Below are 16,904 nucleotides of genomic sequence, written 5' to 3'. Positions count from 1 at the left end.
GCCCGACCGTGCACAGCGCGGTGTTGCCCGCCGTCACGCCCGAGAGCGCCACCGATTTCTTCGGCTTGAAGCCGGGGGCGCTTTGCGTCGTCGTCTCGCTCATCTGTTCTCGTTCTCCTTGCGCCTCAAGAAAGCGCCGGGCCGCCCCAAGCTTTCCTGACCCCCTTGGGGGGCTGGCGCGAAGCGACAGGTGGGGGCGCTCATGTTCACACCTTGTCTTTGCTGAACAGCGCGTCGAGCTTCTGCTCGTAAGCGTGGTAGCCGATGCTCTGATACAGCTCTTCGCGCGTTTGCATCGTGTCGAGCACGGCCTGTTGCGTGCCGTCGCGGCGAATCGCGCCGTAAACGTTTTCGGCCGCCTTATTCATCGCACGAAACGCGGAGAGCGGGTACAGCACGAGCGACACGTCCGCGCCGCGCAGTTCGTCCACGGTAAAGAGCGGCGTCGCGCCGAACTCGGTGATGTTCGCGAGGATCGGCACCTTCACGGCTTGCGCGAACTGCCGGTACATGCCGAGTTCGGTCATCGCTTCGGGGAAGATCATGTCCGCGCCTGCTTCGACGCACGCACAGGCCCGGTCGATCGCCGCTTGGAGCCCCTCGACTGCGAGTGCGTCGGTGCGCGCCATGATGACGAAATCGGAATCGGTGCGCGCATCGACGGCGGCCTTGATGCGGTCGACCATCTCGTCCTGCGAGACGATCGCCTTGCCCGGCCGGTGCCCGCAGCGCTTCGCGCCCACCTGGTCTTCGATGTGCATCGCGCCCGCCCCGGCCTTCGTCAGCTCCTTGACCGTGCGCGCGATATTGAACGCGGAAGGGCCGAAGCCGGTATCGACGTCGACGAGCAGCGGCAGGTCGCAGACGTTGGTGATGCGGCGCACGTCGGTCAGCACGTCGTCGAGCGTCGAGATGCCCAGATCGGGCAGCCCGAGCGAGCCGGCCGCGACGCCGCCGCCGGAAAGATAGATCGCCTTGAAGCCCGCGTGCTTCGCGAGCAGCGCGTGATTGGCATTAATCGTGCCGACGACTTGCAGCGGCTTTTCCGCCGCGACCGCCGCGCGGAATGCCGCGCCGGGGGACGTGCTTGCCGAGGTGTAGGTCATGATGCCTCCCGCTGGGCCGCCCCGAGGGGCAGCGAACGATAGTGAGTGTAGGGGCTGTTCATTCTGCCTCCTGGGAGGTGGCGTCAGGGCCGAAGAGCGGCGCGGTTTCCGGCGGCAGCCGTCGGCCCGTGGCCCGCGCGCGGCGCAGCACCGACCAGTAGTAGCGGTAGCTCGCGCGATCGTGCAGCGTATCGCCGTGGCGCGTCGGTCCCCATTGCGCGGCGAGCGCTGCGAGCAGGATTTCGGCGGCGGTCGCGATCTCCTCGTCGCGCGGCGCGAACGCGGCGACGATCACGGGAATCTGCGCCGGATGGATGCTCCACATCCGCGTGTAGGCGAATTCGTTGCGGGCGCGCTCGGCATCGTTCGCCACGACGCTCATGTCGCGCACCTCGGTGCTCACGTTATGCGACGGCACCTTGCCGTGCGCATGACACGCGGCCGCGATCTCGAGCTTCGCGCGGCGCACGAGCGGATGGTCGAACTGGCCGGGCGAGCGCATCGCCGAATCGGGAATCGCGCCGTTATGCGCGGAGACGAAGTCCATCAGCCCGAACGAGAGCGCTTCGACGGCCGGCAGCGCCGCGAGCGCGAACGCCTGCGCCAGCGCGCCGTGCGTCTCGATCAGCACTTGGACGGGAAGGGGCTTCGCGATCCCGAGTTCGCGGCGCGTGGCTTCGATGAACGCGCACATTTCGGCAGCATCGCCCGCATGGCGAATCTTCGGGAGCGTGATGTAGGCGGGCGCGCGCGCCGCGCCGCGCAGAATCAGCCGGACGTCGTCGCGCCAGTGCGGATGATCGAAATCGTGGATGCGCACGCCGACGCGGCCGAATCTGTCGTGCTCGCCGCCGACGAGCGACGCGACCAGCTCCGCGTGCTCGGCCTCGCGGCCCACTTCGGCGCCGTCCTCGCAATCGAGCGTGACGTCGAACACGGGCCCAAGCTGCGCCTGCAGCGCCAGCGATTTGAGCATCAGCTTCTCGCTGCCCGCGTAGTGGTCGCAGGCAGGCAGGATGGCGGGTGGCGCTTCGCCGTCAAACAGCACAACGGCAGGGAGGAGTGCGCGCATCTTCGGCGTCGGGAGCGTGGGTCGTCGGGAAAAAAACCTGATTCGGGTGAGTTCTGTCGCGCTTGATCGTCGCTGGCAGGCTGGCAGGCTGGCCGGTTGCCGCCGTCGTCGGCGATGAGCGGCGGCTAACGATGAAAACGGCCGGACTGCACCGGATTCGCTGCAAAACGCGCCCGAATCAGGTGCGAAGACTGGCGTTCGCGGTCCGCTCGATAAGCCGGTAAGCGGACCTTCGGCGCCTGTCTTCGCAGACAAATGCCGGAAACCCCTCAAGCAGCAACGGGTTCCGGCGCGCTTCGGGCATTTAGCCGAGCAGGTGCTGCACGCCGTCGCGCTCTTCGAGCAGTTCGTTGAGCGTGCCGTCCATCTTCTCGCGCGAGAACGCGTCGATTTCGAGGCCTTCGATGCGCTTGTACTCGCCGTTTTGGCAAACCACGGGCACGCCGTAGACGATGTCTTCGGGGATGCCGTACGAGCCGTCCGACGGGATGCCCATCGTCACCCACTTGCCGTTCGTGCCGAGCACCCAGTCACGCACGTGGTCGATCGCGGCGTTCGCCGCGGACGCCGCCGACGACAGGCCGCGCGCTTCGATGATCGCCGCACCGCGCTTGCCGACGGTCGGGATGAAGGTGTTGCGGTTCCATTCGTCGTCGTTGATCAGCTTCGTCAGCGACTGGCCTTCGACGGTCGCGAAGCGGAAGTCGGGGTACATCGTCGGCGAGTGGTTGCCCCACACGACGAGCTTTTCGATCGACGCGACCGGCTTGCCCGACTTGGCGGCCAGTTGCGACAGCGCGCGGTTGTGGTCGAGGCGCAGCATGGCGGTGAAGTTCTTCTTCGGCAGGTCCGGCGCCGACTTCATCGCGATGTAGGCGTTGGTGTTGGCCGGGTTGCCGACCACGAGCACCTTCACGTCGCGGCTCGCGACTGCGTTGAGCGCCTTGCCTTGCACCGTGAAGATTTCGGCGTTGGCCGACAGCAGATCCTTGCGCTCCATGCCCTTCGAACGCGGACGGGCGCCGACCAGGAGGGCGACGTCGGCATCCTTGAAGGCGATTTTCGGGTCGTCGGTGACCACGACGCCCGCGAGCAGCGGGAACGCGCAGTCTTCGAGCTCCATCACGACGCCTTTCACGGCCGCCTGCGCTTGCGGCAGGTCGAGCAGTTGCAGGACGACCGGCTGGTCTTTGCCGAGCAGATCGCCGTTGGCGATACGAAACAGCAGCGAGTAACCGATTTGACCTGCGGCGCCGGTGACGGCGACACGCTTTGCGGGCTTAGCCATTGAGAAATCTCCAGGACGATGCGTTGGACGCTAGGGAAAACGCCATTCTATGCGCGTTACGCGAAGCGTGAATGGAGCATGGGGCAACGGCGCTGCGCGAAAGGCCCGGAAACCGCGCCGGGCTTGGCGCTGCGGGCAATGCCGCCATGCCGGATAACCGGTGCCGCAAAGGGTGCGGCGAAGCGGGGAATGGGGGTGTTCGAAGGCGGTCGATGACGCCTGCCGGACCGCTCGACGGCGCCGGCGATTGCAGCAGCGCGCAACTCGCAAGGCTTACGCTCAAGCGTTTCGCGGCTGGCGGGAAGCGCTTCGCATAACCCGCAAACCCTGGCTCGCGTTGGAGTTTAGGAGGGGGGCAACACAAAGTCAACCGTATCTTATGTCTTATATAAGATAGATGTGTTGCAGGGAAAAATCTGGACGCGAAAGCGGCGTTTGTGATGAAATGCGCGCATGAATGCGAACCCGGCAGGCACAGTGAATCCGATCGGCGCGGCGGCCTCTGGCGGGGCAGGCGATGGCGTCGGCACGAATGCGCCGTCGCCGACCTTCAGTCCGCTCTATCAGCAGATCAAAGGGCTCATCACGCAGAGCCTCGAATCGGGCGAATGGAAGCCCGGCGAGATCATCCCGAGCGAGGTCGAACTGGCGGTCCGCTATAAGGTCAGCCAGGGCACGGTGCGCAAGGCGATCGACGAACTCGCCGCCGACAACCTGCTCGTGCGGCGCCAGGGCAAAGGGACGTTTGTTGCCACGCACAACGAAGACCGGGCCCAATTCCGCTTCCTGCGCCTGCTCGCCGACGACGGCGCCGAGCATCCCCACATCAGCAAGCTGCTCGAATGCCGCCGCCTGCGCGCGCCGGCCGAGATCGCGCGCCAGCTCGACTTGAAGCCGGCCGATCCCGTCGTGCTGATCAAGCGCCTCCTGCAGTTCGACGGCGAAACCACGGTGCTCGACGAGATCTGGCTGCCGGGCGGCGTGTTTCGCGGACTCACGCTGGAGCGCTTAAGCGAGTATAAAGGCCCCCTGTATGCGATGTTCGAGACGGAGTTCGGCACGCGGATGATTCGGGCGTCGGAGAAGATTCGCGCGGTGGCGGCCGAGCCGTCCGTGGCCGACCAGCTCGGGGTGCCGCCAGGATTTCCGTTGCTGTCGGTCGAGCGCGTGTCCTATACATACGGGGACCGGGCTGTCGAAGTGCGTCGCGGTTGGTATGTCACAACCGGGTATTACTATCAGAACGATTTGAGTTGAGCGGAGCCCGCAGCGCCTTTGTGGAGGCGGGTCTCGGGGCGCCAATGTGGCGCGCGGTGCAAAACGTCCGAGTAGGTTTTCGCTGCGTTGCGATATAAAAAGGCGCTAAAATTGTGGATTAGTGTGACTACATAGTAGGGGTCTAGCATGGCAGAAGCCGTAAAAAAACCGAGACCGGAGTACCGGAACATCGGTATCGGTCAGATATTGACGGCATATCGTCTCCCGCTAGCGGGGCGTGTGTCGATCCTGCATCGCGTGAGCGGTGCGTTGCTCTTCATATTCCTTCCGTTCCTGCTTTACCTCTTCGATCAAAGCCTCACTTCCGAGCTCAGCTTCGAAGTCTTCAAGGGCTTCCTCTCCAACGTCATCGTCAAGCTCATCACGCTGGTTCTCGCGTGGGCCTTCCTGTTTCACTTCTGCGCCGGCATCCGTCACCTCGTGATGGATACGAACCACAACGCCGTGACGAAGGAAAAGGGCAAGCAGACGTCGCTCGTCGTCGTCGTCGTGTCCTCGATCCTCACCATCGTCTTCGCGCTCAAACTATTCGGAGCTTTCTAAAACATGTCAGCCAATAACCGAATCGGCTCGAAGCGCCTGGTCGTCGGCGCGCACTACGGCCTGCGCGACTGGCTCGCGCAGCGCGTCACCGCCACGATCATGGCGATCTACACCGTCATCCTGCTCGCCTGGTTCTTTGGCGCACAAGACTTTTCCTATGACGGCTGGGCGTCGATCTTCGCCACTCAATGGATGAAGCTCGCGACGTTCGTCACGCTGCTGTCGCTTTTCTATCACGCGTGGGTGGGTATCCGCGACATCTGGATGGACTACGTGAAGCCCGTCGGTGTGCGTCTGGTCCTTCAAGCGCTGACGATCGTCTGGCTGCTCGCGTGTGCGGGCTACGCTGCGCAGATTCTCTGGAGAGTGTAAAAGCATGGCTGCAATCAAGAATTCTCTGCCGCGTCGCCGCTTCGACGTGGTCATCGTCGGCGCAGGCGGCTCGGGGATGCGCGCTTCGCTGCAACTCGCGCGCGCCGGCCTGTCGGTCTGCGTGCTCTCGAAGGTGTTCCCGACGCGTTCGCACACGGTCGCCGCGCAAGGCGGCATCGGCGCCTCGCTCGGCAACATGAGCGAAGACAACTGGCACTTCCACTTCTACGACACGATCAAGGGCTCCGACTGGCTCGGCGACCAGGACGCGATCGAGTTCATGTGCCGTGAAGCGCCGCACGCCGTCTACGAACTGGAACACATGGGCATGCCGTTCGACCGCAACTCGGACGGCACGATCTATCAGCGCCCGTTCGGCGGCCACACCGCGAACTACGGCGAAAAGCCCGTGCAGCGCGCCTGCGCGGCAGCCGACCGTACCGGCCACGCCCTCTTGCACACGCTGTATCAGCAAAACGTTGCGGCGAAGACGCAGTTCTTCGTCGAATGGATGGCGCTCGACCTGATCCGCGACGCGGACGGCGACGTGCTCGGCGTGACCGCGCTCGAAATGGAGACGGGCGACGTCTACATCCTCGAAGGCAAGTGCACGCTGTTCGCCACGGGCGGCGCGGGCCGGATCTTCGCGGCGTCGACCAACGCGTTCATCAACACCGGCGACGGCCTTGGCATGGCGGCGCGCGCGGGCATCCCGCTGCAGGACATGGAGTTCTGGCAGTTCCACCCGACCGGCGTGGCGGGCGCGGGCGTGCTGATCACCGAAGGCGTGCGCGGCGAGGGCGGCATTCTGCGCAACTCGGACGGCGAGCGCTTCATGGAGCGCTACGCGCCGACGCTGAAGGACCTGGCGCCGCGCGATTTCGTCTCGCGCTCGATGGACCAGGAAATCAAGGAAGGCCGCGGCGTGGGTCCGAACAAGGATCACGTGCTGCTCGACCTGTCGCACATCGGCGCCGAGACGATCATGAAGCGTCTGCCGTCGATCCGCGAAATCGCGCTGAAGTTCGCGAACGTCGACTGCATCAAGGAGCCGATCCCGGTCGTGCCGACCATCCACTATCAGATGGGCGGTATTCCGACGAACATCCACGGCCAGGTTGTGGGCACGTCGAAGGGCCACTCCGATCCGATCCACGGCTTCTACGCGGTCGGTGAATGCTCGTGCGTGTCGGTGCACGGCGCGAACCGCCTCGGCACGAACTCGCTGCTCGATCTCGTGGTGTTCGGCCGCGCGGCGGGCAATCACATCGTCAAGCACGTCAAGGAAATCAAGGACCACAAGCCGCTGCCGGCCGATGTCGCCGATTTCGCGCTGTCGCGTCTCGACAAGCTCGAAAAGTCGAGCTCGGGCGAGTACACGCAGGTGATCGCAGGCGACATCCGCAAGAACATGCAGGCGCATGCAGGCGTGTTCCGCAACTCGCAGCTGCTTGCCGAGGGCGTCCAGAAGATCAACGAGCTGAAGGAGCGCGTCGACCACGTGCACCTGAAGGACAAGTCGAAGGTGTTCAACACCGCGCGCGTCGAAGCGCTCGAGCTGGCGAACCTGATCGAAGTGGCGCGCGCGACGATGGTGTCGGCAGAGGCCCGCAAGGAAAGCCGCGGCGCCCATGCGCAAAACGACTACGAGCATCGCGACGACGAGAACTGGCTGCGCCACTCGCTGTGGTACAGCGAGGGCGATCGCCTCGACTACAAGCCGGTGCAGCTGAAGCCGCTGACGGTCGAGTCGGTGCCGCCGAAGGCGCGTACGTTCTAAGCGCTCCGTACTGGTTGCTTGACGCCGGGATTCGCCCGCAAGGCGCCTCGGCGGTTCCTTGAGAGCCAAATCAAAGGACTCTGAAATGGCAAAACGTATTTTTGAAATCTACCGCTACGATCCGGACAAGGACGCGGCCCCGCGCATGCAGACGTACGAAATCGAAATCGATTCGCACGAGCGCATGCTGCTCGACGCGCTCATCAAGCTGAAGGCGCTCGACGAGACCTTGTCGTTCCGCCGCTCGTGCCGCGAAGGCGTGTGCGGTTCGGACGCGATGAACATCAACGGCAAGAACGGCCTCGCGTGCCTGACGAACCTGAACGACCTGCCGCAGAAGATCGTGCTGCGTCCGCTGCCGGGCCTGCCCGTCGTCCGCGACCTGATCTGCGACTTCACGCAGTTCTTCAACCAGTACCACTCGATCAAGCCGTATCTGATCAACGACACGCCGCCGCCGGAGAAAGAGCGCCTGCAGTCGCCGGAAGAGCGCGACGAGCTGGATGGCTTGTACGAGTGTATTCTGTGCGCTAGCTGCTCCACCTCGTGCCCGAGCTTCTGGTGGAACCCGGACAAGTTCGTCGGTCCCGCCGGCCTGCTGCAAGCCTACCGCTTCATCGCGGACAGCCGCGACGAGGCAACCGGCGAGCGTCTCGACAACCTTGAAGATCCGTACCGTCTGTTCCGCTGCCATACGATCATGAACTGCGTCGACGTGTGCCCGAAGGGCCTCAACCCGACGAAGGCGATCGGCAAGATCAAGGAATTGATGGTGCGGCGCGCGGTCTGAGATGGACAGTACTTCGCACCAGTCCGACCCGCTTCGCCGGGCGCGCCTTCGCTGGCGCGCCCGGCGCGGATTGCTGGAAAACGATCTCATCTTCGAGCGTTTCTTCAGCCGATACGAGCATGATCTCAGCGATGACGACGTAGGCGCGCTTACGCGCCTGCTCGAGCTGAGCGATAACGACCTGATGGACTTGCTTCTCTCGCGCAAGGAACCGGAAGGCGACCTTGCCGGCCCGGACGTGATCCGGATCTTGGGGCTGTTGCGCGCTGTGTGAGCGCCGTGCCGTTAGCGGCGCCGCGTGCAATTTATCGACCCGTAATAAAACCTTCGATTGAGGATGCTATGACCCCGTCAGAAGTTAAAGCCACGCTATCGTTCAGCGACAATTCGCCTAGCGTTGAGTTGCCGATCTACAAGGGCACGATGGGCCCGGATGTGATCGATATCCGCAAGCTCTACGGCCAAACCGGCAAATTCACGTACGACCCGGGCTTTATGTCGACGGCGTCGTGCAACTCGGCGATCACTTACATCGACGGCGACAAGGGCGAGCTGCTGTACCGCGGCTATCCGATCGACAACCTCGCGCAAAACGCCGACTTCCTCGAAACCTGCTACCTGCTCTTGAATGGCCAGTTGCCGAACGTCGCGCAGAAGAAGGAGTTCGTGGATACCGTCACGAAGCACACGATGGTCCACGAGCAAATGCAGTTCTTCTTCCGCGGCTTCCGCCGCGATTCGCACCCGATGGCGATTCTCGTCGCATCGGTCGGCGCGCTCTCGGCGTTCTATCACGACTCGCTCGATATCAATAACCCGCGTCACCGCGATATCTCGGCGATCCGCATGATCGCGAAGCTGCCGACGCTCGTCGCGATGGCGTACAAGTACAGCATCGGCCAGCCGTTCGTCTATCCGAAGAACGAACTGTCGTACAGCGCAAACTTCATGCGCATGATGTTCTCGAACCCGTGCGAAGAGTACCAGGTCAACGACGTGCTCGTGCGCGCGCTCGACCGCATCCTGATCTTGCACGCTGATCACGAGCAGAACGCGTCGACGTCGACGGTGCGTCTCGCGGGCTCGTCGGGCGCGAACCCGTTCGCGTGTATCGCGGCCGGCATCGCGTGTCTGTGGGGCCCGGCGCACGGCGGCGCGAACGAAGCCGCGCTGAACATGCTCGAAGAGATCGGCTCGGTCGACAACATCCCCGAATTCATCAAGCAGGTGAAGGACAAGAACTCGGGCGTGAAGCTGATGGGCTTCGGTCACCGCGTGTACAAGAACTACGATCCGCGCGCGAAGCTGATGCGCGAAACGTGCCACGAAGTGCTCGAAGAACTGGGCCTGCACGACGATCCGCTGTTCAAGCTCGCGATGCAGCTCGAAAAGATCGCGCTCGAAGACGAATACTTCGTGTCGCGCAAGCTGTACCCGAACGTCGACTTCTACTCGGGCATCGTGCAGCGCGCGCTGGGCATCCCGACCTCGATGTTCACCTGCATCTTCGCGATGGCGCGTACGGTGGGCTGGATCGGGCAATGGAACGAAATGATCTCGGAAGCCGAGCAGAAGATCGGCCGTCCGCGGCAGCTCTTCATCGGCGAAACGCCGCGCGTGGCGAAGCCGCTGGCACAGCGTTGATGCGCGGCTGAGCGAGCAGGGCGCACGGTTGGAGTCGTGCGCTCGCGCGAAGCTCGGCGATGACGCAGGTCACATGCAAACACCCCAATGGCGAGTGCCGTTGGGGTGTTTTTTTGATGCCTCCCGCTGGGCCGCCCCAAGGGAGGCATCGGCCCCCTCGGGGGGCAGCGAACGATAGTGAGCGTGGGGGTAGTTCATTGATGCCCGTGCCGAAATAGGGGCGGCTTCCCCGGGCGGTTAAAATAGCAGGCCTATCCAGCCTGCTCGATGCCGCAAATGCGCCCCGCGCCGGCGAGGCTTGCCTCGATACCGGCTCGTGTTGAATACTTCGACATGAAATTTCTCCTGACCTCCATTAAACGGTTTTCCTCATGAGCACCATTCTTCAGAATCTTCCGACCGGTCAAAAGGTCGGTATCGCGTTCTCCGGCGGCTTGGACACCAGCGCCGCGCTTCACTGGATGCGCATCAAGGGGGCCGTCCCGTTCGCCTACACCGCGAATCTGGGGCAGCCGGACGAGGACGACTACGACCAGATTCCCAAGCGCGCGCTCCAGTACGGCGCCGAAGGCGCACGGCTGATCGATTGCCGGGCGCAACTGGTTGCGGAGGGCATTGCGGCGTTGCAAAGCGGCGCGTTCCATATCTCCACGGCCGGCGTCACGTACTTCAACACGACGCCGATCGGCCGCGCGGTCACGGGCACCATGCTCGTCGCCGCGATGAAGGAGGACGGCGTCAACATCTGGGGCGACGGCAGCACGTACAAGGGCAACGACATCGAGCGTTTCTACCGTTACGGCCTGCTCGTGAACCCGGACCTCAAGATCTACAAGCCGTGGCTCGACCAGACGTTCATCGACGAACTGGGCGGCCGCGCGGAGATGTCGGAGTTCATGCGCCGTTCGGGCTTCGAGTACAAGATGTCGGCTGAAAAGGCCTATTCGACCGATTCGAACCTGCTGGGCGCGACGCACGAAGCCAAGGACCTCGAAAGCCTGGGCAGCAACATCAAGATCGTGTCGCCGATCATGGGCGTCGCGTTTTGGCGCGAAGACGTAGCGGTCAAACACGAAGAAGTGGCGATCCGCTTCGAAGAGGGCCATCCGGTGGCGCTGAACGGCGTCGAATTTTCGGATCCGGTGGAATTGCTGCTGGAGGCGAACCGGATCGGCGGCCGTCACGGCCTCGGCATGAGCGACCAGATCGAAAACCGGATCATCGAGGCGAAGAGCCGCGGTATCTATGAGGCTCCCGGGCTTGCGCTGCTTTACATCGCCTACGAGCGCCTCATCACCGGCATTCATAACGAAGACACGATCGAGCAGTACCGCGAGAACGGCCGCCGTCTCGGGCGCCTGCTGTATCAGGGCCGCTGGTTCGACTCGCAGGCGATCATGCTGCGCGAAACGGCGCAGCGCTGGGTGGCGCGCGCGGTGTCGGGGGAAGTCACGATCGAACTGCGCCGCGGCAACGACTATTCGATCCTGAACACGAGCTCGCCGAACCTGACGTATCAGCCGGAACGGCTCACGATGGAGAAGGGCGAATCGACGTTCTCGCCGCGCGACCGCATCGGCCAGCTGACGATGCGCAACCTTGACATCACCGATACGCGCGACAAGCTGCGCATCTACGCGAAAGCGGGCTTGCTGACGCCGGGCGAGGCGTCCGCGCTTCCGCAATTGAAGGGCGACGACGAGTAAGCCCATTGGGCTGCAGATTGGATATGGAGCCGCCTCCGTATCCAATCCAGGCGCACTTAAATGATTCGAAAAGCGCCGGACCGATTGCCGGGTAACCGCGATCCAGGTACCGCCACTACCACCCAACCCCCTGTTTTTAATCGCTTTTTTGCGAAATGTGCGGTGCCGTGCGGGCACTATGCGTGGCATAATCGACCGAACCGGGATTGCCCGACGTCACTACTACCCCGCATACCATGGCACAGACTCTCTACGACAAATTGTGGAATTCGCACGTCGTCCACACGGAAGAAGACGGCACGACCCTGCTCTACATCGACCGTCATCTGCTGCATGAAGTCACGAGCCCGCAGGCCTTCGAAGGCCTGAAGCTGAATCAGCGCCCGGTGTGGCGTATCAGCGCGAACCTCGCGGTGTCGGATCACAACGTGCCGACCACCGACCGCAGCCACGGCATCGCCGATCCCGTCTCGAAGCTGCAGGTCGATACGCTCGACGCGAACTGCGATTCCTACGGCATCACGCAATTCAAGATGAACGACCTGCGCCAGGGCATCGTTCACATCATCGGGCCCGAGCAGGGTGCGACGCTGCCGGGCATGACGATCGTCTGCGGCGATTCGCACACGTCCACGCATGGCGCGTTCGGCGCGCTCGCGCACGGCATCGGCACCTCGGAAGTCGAGCACGTGCTCGCCACGCAGACGCTCTTGCAAAAGAAGAGCAAGAACATGCTCGTGAAGGTCGAGGGCCCGCTGCCGCGCGGCTGCACGGCGAAAGACATCGTGCTCGCGATCATCGGCAAGATCGGCACCGCGGGCGGCACGGGCTACGCGATCGAATTCGGCGGCTCGACGATTCGCGCGCTGTCGATGGAAGGCCGCATGACCGTCTGCAACATGGCGATCGAAGCGGGCGCGCGCGCCGGCATGGTTGCCGTCGACGACACCACGGTCGAATACCTGAAGGGCCGTCCGTTCTCGCCGACGGGCGTCGAGTGGGATCAGGCGGCGACGTACTGGAAGCAGTTCAAGTCCGATCCGGACGCGCAGTTCGATCGTGTGGTCGAGCTGAATGCGGCCGAGATCGTGCCGCAAGTGACGTGGGGCACGTCGCCGGAAATGGTGACGTCGATCGATGGCCGCGTGCCGGATCCGGAGCGCGAGAAAGACCCGGTCAAGCGCGGCGCGATCGAGCGCGCGCTGCAATACATGGCGCTGGAGCCGAACCTGCCGATCGAATCGATCAAGCCGGACAAGATCTTCATCGGCTCGTGCACGAATGCGCGCATCGAAGACCTGCGCGCCGCCGCCTATGTCGTGAAGAAGCTGGGCCGGCGCGTCGCGCCGAACATCCGCCTCGCGTTGGTCGTGCCGGGCTCCGGTCTGGTGAAGGCGCAGGCCGAGCGCGAAGGGCTCGACAAAGTGTTCACGGAAGCCGGCTTCGAATGGCGCGAGCCGGGCTGCTCGATGTGCCTCGCGATGAACGCCGACCGGCTCGAGCCGGGCGAGCGCTGCGCGTCCACGTCGAATCGCAACTTCGAAGGGCGCCAGGGGGCCGGCGGCCGCACGCACTTGGTGAGCCCGGCGATGGCCGCGGCAGCGGCGATCGAAGGGCACTTCGTCGATATCCGCAAGCTGGGGTGAACGAATGAAGGCACTAACGATTTGGCGCCGCGCCGCTTTGTTCGCTTTGGCCGGCGCGCTGCTCGGATTGGCGGGCTGCAACACGGTCGCCGGCTTCGGCCAGGACATGAGCGACGCAGGCCACGCCATCAAGAAAGCCGCCGATTAACGAACGACAGGTTCGAGTGATAGATCATGGATAAATTCGTTGTGCACACGGGCCTCGTTGCGCCCCTCGATCGCGAGAATGTCGATACCGATGCGATCATCCCGAAGCAGTTTCTGAAGTCGATCAAGCGCACGGGCTTCGGCCCGAACGCGTTCGACGAGTGGCGTTACCTGGACCACGGCGAGCCTGGCCAGGACAACTCGAAGCGCCCGCTCAACCCGGACTTCGTGCTGAACCAGCCGCGCTATCAGGGCGCATCGGTGCTGCTCGCGCGGAAGAACTTCGGCTGCGGCAGCTCGCGCGAACACGCACCGTGGGCGCTGCAGCAATACGGTTTCCGCGCGCTGATCGCGCCGAGCTTCGCGGACATCTTCTACAACAACTGCTTCAAGAACGGCCTTCTGCCGATCGTGCTGACCGAGCAGCAAGTCGATCATCTGTTCAACGAAACCCATGCGTTCAACGGCTATCAGTTGACCGTCGATCTCGAGGCGCAGGTGGTGCGCGCGCCGGACGGCCGCGAATATCCGTTCGAAGTCGCGGGCTTTCGCAAGTACTGCCTGCTGAACGGTTTCGACGATATCGGCCTCACGCTGCGTCACGCGGACGAAATCCGCCAGTTCGAAGCCGAGCGGCTCGCGAAGCAGCCTTGGCTCAATCACCGGATAGCCGGCCCCCGGAGCGTCGGCTGACGTCATCCGGCGCACGGCGTGCCGCATGGCTCGCCGTGCCGCGCCCATGAACGCGTAAGCCTCGTGCCAGGCGCGTTCGCCGCAACGAACTCACTACAGACAAAAGGAACACGCGCATGAAGATCGCAGTGCTGCCCGGCGACGGCATCGGCCCGGAAATCGTCAACGAAGCGGTCAAGGTGCTCAATGCCCTCGGCGAAAAATTCGAACTGGAGGAAGCGCCCGTCGGCGGCGCGGGCTACGAGGCACAGGGGCATCCGCTGCCGGAATCGACACTCGCGCTCGCAAAGGAAGCCGACGCGATCCTGTTCGGCGCGGTCGGTGACTGGAAGTACGACGCGCTCGAGCGCGCGCTGCGTCCCGAGCAGGCGATTCTCGGTTTGCGCAAGCACTTGCAGCTGTTCGCGAATTTCCGCCCGGCGATCTGCTATCCGCAATTGACGGATGCCTCGTCGCTGAAGCCGGAAATCGTGTCGGGTCTCGACATCCTGATCGTGCGCGAGCTGAACGGCGACATCTACTTCGGCCAGCCGCGCGGCGTCCGCCAGTCGCCCGACGGCACGTTCGAAGGCGCGAAGGAAGGCTTCGACACGATGCGCTACTCGGAGCCTGAAGTGCGCCGCATCGCGCACGTCGCGTTCCAGGCCGCGCAAAAGCGCGGCAAGAAGCTGACGTCGGTGGATAAAGCCAACGTGCTCGAAACGTCGCAGTTCTGGCGCGATGTGATGATCGACGTCTCGAAGGAATACGCGGATGTCGTGCTGTCGCACATGTACGTCGACAACGCGGCGATGCAGCTCGTGAAGGCGCCGAAGGCGTTCGACGTGATCGTGACCGGCAACATGTTCGGCGACATCCTGTCGGACGAGGCCGCCATGCTCACGGGCTCGATCGGCATGCTCCCCTCTGCGTCGCTCGATGCGAACAACAAGGGCCTGTATGAGCCGTCGCACGGCTCGGCGCCGGATATCGCCGGCAAGGGCGTTGCCAATCCGCTCGCGACGATCCTGTCGGCTGCGATGATGCTGCGCTATTCGTTGAACCGCGCCGAGCAGGCCGATCGCATCGAGAACGCGGTCAAGAAGGTGCTCGAGCAGGGCTACCGTACCGGCGATATCGCGACGCCAGGGAGCAAGCAGGTCGGCACGGCGGCGATGGGCGACGCGGTCGTCGCGGCGCTGTAAGTTTTACCGGGGCGCGTAGTCCGGGACGCGTAGCCCGAGGCACACCGTCCGATGCGCACAGGACTGCGCATCAATCAGCGAGCGGACCGCCTGATAAAGCGGTCCGTTCGTTCGAAATACGCTATACAGGGTGTGACTTTACGCAAACGTTACGTTTTGCGAGGGGGCGCCCGATCCAGGTTTTCGTGTATATTGTCGCGATGGCGCAGATATCCAAAATCTCTTCGATTGCAAAGCTCCACGGCGAAACGGCCCGTGCGAGCGCATTCGCCATTAGCGTCATTAAATCGATTACCCGTAAAACGATCACGAAACGCTGATCGTCCGCCGTGCCCGCTCGTCTTCCCCGCGCGGTCACGCCGGGCAAAGTTGCGGGGAAGCGTCCACTCCAAGGGTTAGTCATGAACGTAGGTCTCGTAGGTTGGCGCGGCATGGTCGGCAGCGTCCTGATGCAACGTATGCAAGAGGAACGCGATTTCGATCTGATCGAACCGGTGTTTTTCAGCACCAGCAACGCGGGCGGCAATGCGCCGTCGTTCGCGAAGAACGAGACCAAGCTCAAAGACGCGTCGAGCATCGACGACCTCAAGAAGTGCGATGTCATCATCACCTGCCAGGGCGGCGACTACACGAACGACGTGTTCCCGAAGCTGCGCGCAGCGGGCTGGAACGGCTACTGGATCGACGCGGCATCGTCGCTGCGCATGAAGGACGACGCGGTCATCATCCTCGATCCGGTGAACCTGAACGTGATCAAGGACGCGCTCGTCAAGGGCACGAAGAATTTCATCGGCGGCAACTGCACCGTCAGCCTGATGCTGATGGCGCTGGGCGGCCTGTACCGCGAAAACCTCGTCGACTGGATCACGGCGATGACGTATCAGGCCGCATCGGGCGCAGGCGCGCAGAACATGCGCGAACTGCTGAGCCAGATGGGCACGCTGCACGGCGCGGTGAAGTCCGAGTTGGCCGATCCGTCGTCGGCGATTCTCGATATCGACCGCAAAATGCTGTCCGCGATGAACGGCGACAACATGCCGACCGAGCACTTCGGCGTGCCGCTCGCGGGCTCGCTGATTCCGTGGATCGACAAGGACCTCGGCAACGGCATGTCGAAGGAAGAGTGGAAGGGCGGCGTCGAAGCCAACAAGATCCTCGGCAAGCCGGCAATGGGCACCCCGGGCTCGATTCCTGTCGATGGCCTGTGCGTGCGGATCGGCGCCATGCGCTGCCACTCGCAGGCGCTCACGATCAAGCTGAAGAAGGATGTGCCGCTCGACGAAGTCGACAGCATCCTCGCCTCGGCCAACGATTGGGTGAAGGTGGTGCCGAACACGCGCGAAGCGTCGATGCGCGATCTGTCGCCGGCCGTGGTGACGGGCACGTTGTCGGTGCCGGTCGGCCGTACGCGCAAGCTTGCGATGGGCGGCGAATATCTGTCGGCGTTCACCGTCGGCGATCAGCTGCTGTGGGGCGCCGCGGAGCCGCTGCGCCGCATGCTGCGCATTCTGCTCGACAAGTAAAGTAAACTACGCGCTCAAGACGCGTAGAAAATCAAAAGCGTCGCGTGCTCCGCGGCGCTTTTTTCATTTGGCTCCATCTTGCCCTTTCCAAAACGCCAACTAGGGCCGCGCTTCGACGCGCCGAAAGTACCC

16 protein-coding genes are annotated in these 16,904 nt (G+C 63.5%); 13 read left to right on the top strand and 3 right to left on the bottom strand.

The features are described from left to right. Nucleotides 1–206 precede the first annotated feature (206 nt). The 3 genes from prpB to J3489_RS31385 form a co-directional block, all read right to left on the bottom strand. Entirely contained in the window at nucleotides 207–1,106 is a 900-nt protein-coding gene (prpB, locus tag J3489_RS31395; protein WP_207004711.1) for a methylisocitrate lyase, read from the bottom strand. 58 nt (nucleotides 1,107–1,164) lie between these two features. After that, a complete protein-coding gene (locus J3489_RS31390; RefSeq protein WP_207004710.1) occupies nucleotides 1,165–2,178 on the bottom strand; it encodes an HpcH/HpaI aldolase/citrate lyase family protein in 1,014 nt (337 codons plus the stop codon). A 304-nt stretch (nucleotides 2,179–2,482) separates the two neighbouring features. After that, nucleotides 2,483–3,466, bottom strand: coding sequence for a malate dehydrogenase (locus J3489_RS31385; protein ID WP_207004709.1), 984 nt, complete (start codon nucleotides 3,464–3,466; stop codon nucleotides 2,483–2,485). A 453-nt stretch (nucleotides 3,467–3,919) separates the two neighbouring features. Here J3489_RS31385 and J3489_RS31380 point away from each other — a divergent pair, with 453 nt between their 5' ends. The 13 genes from J3489_RS31380 (at nucleotide 3,920) to asd (ending at nucleotide 16,772) form a co-directional block, all read left to right on the top strand. After that, nucleotides 3,920–4,723 (top strand): GntR family transcriptional regulator, encoded by an 804-nt coding sequence (locus J3489_RS31380; RefSeq protein WP_207004708.1) that lies wholly within the window; start codon nucleotides 3,920–3,922, stop codon nucleotides 4,721–4,723. A 147-nt stretch (nucleotides 4,724–4,870) separates the two neighbouring features. After that, nucleotides 4,871–5,287 (top strand): succinate dehydrogenase, cytochrome b556 subunit, encoded by a 417-nt coding sequence (sdhC, locus tag J3489_RS31375; protein WP_207004707.1) that lies wholly within the window; start codon nucleotides 4,871–4,873, stop codon nucleotides 5,285–5,287. Between the two features lie 3 nt (nucleotides 5,288–5,290). After that, on the top strand, nucleotides 5,291–5,659 hold the full coding sequence (gene sdhD, locus J3489_RS31370; protein WP_207004706.1) for a succinate dehydrogenase, hydrophobic membrane anchor protein: 369 nt from the start codon (nucleotides 5,291–5,293) through the stop codon (nucleotides 5,657–5,659). 4 nt (nucleotides 5,660–5,663) lie between these two features. Then, nucleotides 5,664–7,439 carry a succinate dehydrogenase flavoprotein subunit gene (gene sdhA, locus J3489_RS31365; protein ID WP_207004705.1) on the top strand — a complete coding sequence of 592 codons (1,776 nt, stop codon included), beginning with the start codon at nucleotides 5,664–5,666 and terminating at the stop codon, nucleotides 7,437–7,439. 85 nt (nucleotides 7,440–7,524) lie between these two features. After that, nucleotides 7,525–8,229 carry a succinate dehydrogenase iron-sulfur subunit gene (locus tag J3489_RS31360; RefSeq protein ID WP_207004704.1) on the top strand — a complete coding sequence of 235 codons (705 nt, stop codon included), beginning with the start codon at nucleotides 7,525–7,527 and terminating at the stop codon, nucleotides 8,227–8,229. A 1-nt stretch (nucleotide 8,230) separates the two neighbouring features. Continuing rightward, nucleotides 8,231–8,503, top strand: a complete 273-nt coding sequence (locus J3489_RS31355; RefSeq protein WP_207004703.1) for an FAD assembly factor SdhE — start codon at nucleotides 8,231–8,233, stop codon at nucleotides 8,501–8,503. Between the two features lie 68 nt (nucleotides 8,504–8,571). After that, nucleotides 8,572–9,873 carry a citrate synthase gene (gene gltA / locus J3489_RS31350; RefSeq protein ID WP_207004702.1) on the top strand — a complete coding sequence of 434 codons (1,302 nt, stop codon included), beginning with the start codon at nucleotides 8,572–8,574 and terminating at the stop codon, nucleotides 9,871–9,873. Between the two features lie 371 nt (nucleotides 9,874–10,244). Then, nucleotides 10,245–11,579: an argininosuccinate synthase gene (gene argG / locus J3489_RS31345; RefSeq protein ID WP_207004701.1), complete on the top strand. Its 1,335-nt coding sequence runs from the start codon at nucleotides 10,245–10,247 to the stop codon at nucleotides 11,577–11,579. 236 nt (nucleotides 11,580–11,815) lie between these two features. Continuing rightward, complete coding sequence (leuC, locus tag J3489_RS31340; RefSeq protein WP_207004700.1) at nucleotides 11,816–13,225, top strand: 3-isopropylmalate dehydratase large subunit; 1,410 nt, start codon at nucleotides 11,816–11,818, stop codon at nucleotides 13,223–13,225. A 4-nt stretch (nucleotides 13,226–13,229) separates the two neighbouring features. Then, nucleotides 13,230–13,373: an entericidin A/B family lipoprotein gene (locus J3489_RS31335; RefSeq protein ID WP_207004699.1), complete on the top strand. Its 144-nt coding sequence runs from the start codon at nucleotides 13,230–13,232 to the stop codon at nucleotides 13,371–13,373. A gap of 26 nt (nucleotides 13,374–13,399) precedes the next feature. Beyond that, nucleotides 13,400–14,065, top strand: coding sequence for a 3-isopropylmalate dehydratase small subunit (leuD, locus tag J3489_RS31330; protein WP_207004698.1), 666 nt, complete (start codon nucleotides 13,400–13,402; stop codon nucleotides 14,063–14,065). A gap of 116 nt (nucleotides 14,066–14,181) precedes the next feature. Next, a complete protein-coding gene (gene leuB, locus J3489_RS31325; RefSeq protein ID WP_207004697.1) occupies nucleotides 14,182–15,249 on the top strand; it encodes a 3-isopropylmalate dehydrogenase in 1,068 nt (355 codons plus the stop codon). Between the two features lie 401 nt (nucleotides 15,250–15,650). After that, nucleotides 15,651–16,772, top strand: coding sequence for an aspartate-semialdehyde dehydrogenase (gene asd / locus J3489_RS31320; protein ID WP_207004696.1), 1,122 nt, complete (start codon nucleotides 15,651–15,653; stop codon nucleotides 16,770–16,772). Nucleotides 16,773–16,904: the final 132 nt, after the last annotated feature.

It is taken from the genome of Trinickia mobilis, assembly GCF_017315705.1.
In the GTDB taxonomy this organism is placed as follows: domain Bacteria; phylum Pseudomonadota; class Gammaproteobacteria; order Burkholderiales; family Burkholderiaceae; genus Trinickia_A; species Trinickia_A mobilis.
Note: the sequence above shows the minus strand (reverse complement) of the source record. Positions and strands in the feature narration are given on the sequence as shown.

What these genes read in the sequence shown, in the direction of transcription:
- prpB (WP_207004711.1), bottom strand. Translation starts at nt 1,106, where the DNA reads ATGACCTACACCTCGGCAAGCACGTCCCCCGGCGCGGCATTCCGCGCG.
- J3489_RS31390 (WP_207004710.1), bottom strand. Translation starts at nt 2,178, where the DNA reads ATGCGCGCACTCCTCCCTGCCGTTGTGCTGTTTGACGGCGAAGCGCCA.
- J3489_RS31385 (WP_207004709.1), bottom strand. Translation starts at nt 3,466, where the DNA reads ATGGCTAAGCCCGCAAAGCGTGTCGCCGTCACCGGCGCCGCAGGTCAA.
- J3489_RS31380 (WP_207004708.1), top strand. Translation starts at nt 3,920, where the DNA reads ATGAATGCGAACCCGGCAGGCACAGTGAATCCGATCGGCGCGGCGGCC.
- sdhC (WP_207004707.1), top strand. Translation starts at nt 4,871, where the DNA reads ATGGCAGAAGCCGTAAAAAAACCGAGACCGGAGTACCGGAACATCGGT.
- sdhD (WP_207004706.1), top strand. Translation starts at nt 5,291, where the DNA reads ATGTCAGCCAATAACCGAATCGGCTCGAAGCGCCTGGTCGTCGGCGCG.
- sdhA (WP_207004705.1), top strand. Translation starts at nt 5,664, where the DNA reads ATGGCTGCAATCAAGAATTCTCTGCCGCGTCGCCGCTTCGACGTGGTC.
- J3489_RS31360 (WP_207004704.1), top strand. Translation starts at nt 7,525, where the DNA reads ATGGCAAAACGTATTTTTGAAATCTACCGCTACGATCCGGACAAGGAC.
- J3489_RS31355 (WP_207004703.1), top strand. Translation starts at nt 8,231, where the DNA reads ATGGACAGTACTTCGCACCAGTCCGACCCGCTTCGCCGGGCGCGCCTT.
- gltA (WP_207004702.1), top strand. Translation starts at nt 8,572, where the DNA reads ATGACCCCGTCAGAAGTTAAAGCCACGCTATCGTTCAGCGACAATTCG.
- argG (WP_207004701.1), top strand. Translation starts at nt 10,245, where the DNA reads ATGAGCACCATTCTTCAGAATCTTCCGACCGGTCAAAAGGTCGGTATC.
- leuC (WP_207004700.1), top strand. Translation starts at nt 11,816, where the DNA reads ATGGCACAGACTCTCTACGACAAATTGTGGAATTCGCACGTCGTCCAC.
- J3489_RS31335 (WP_207004699.1), top strand. Translation starts at nt 13,230, where the DNA reads ATGAAGGCACTAACGATTTGGCGCCGCGCCGCTTTGTTCGCTTTGGCC.
- leuD (WP_207004698.1), top strand. Translation starts at nt 13,400, where the DNA reads ATGGATAAATTCGTTGTGCACACGGGCCTCGTTGCGCCCCTCGATCGC.
- leuB (WP_207004697.1), top strand. Translation starts at nt 14,182, where the DNA reads ATGAAGATCGCAGTGCTGCCCGGCGACGGCATCGGCCCGGAAATCGTC.
- asd (WP_207004696.1), top strand. Translation starts at nt 15,651, where the DNA reads ATGAACGTAGGTCTCGTAGGTTGGCGCGGCATGGTCGGCAGCGTCCTG.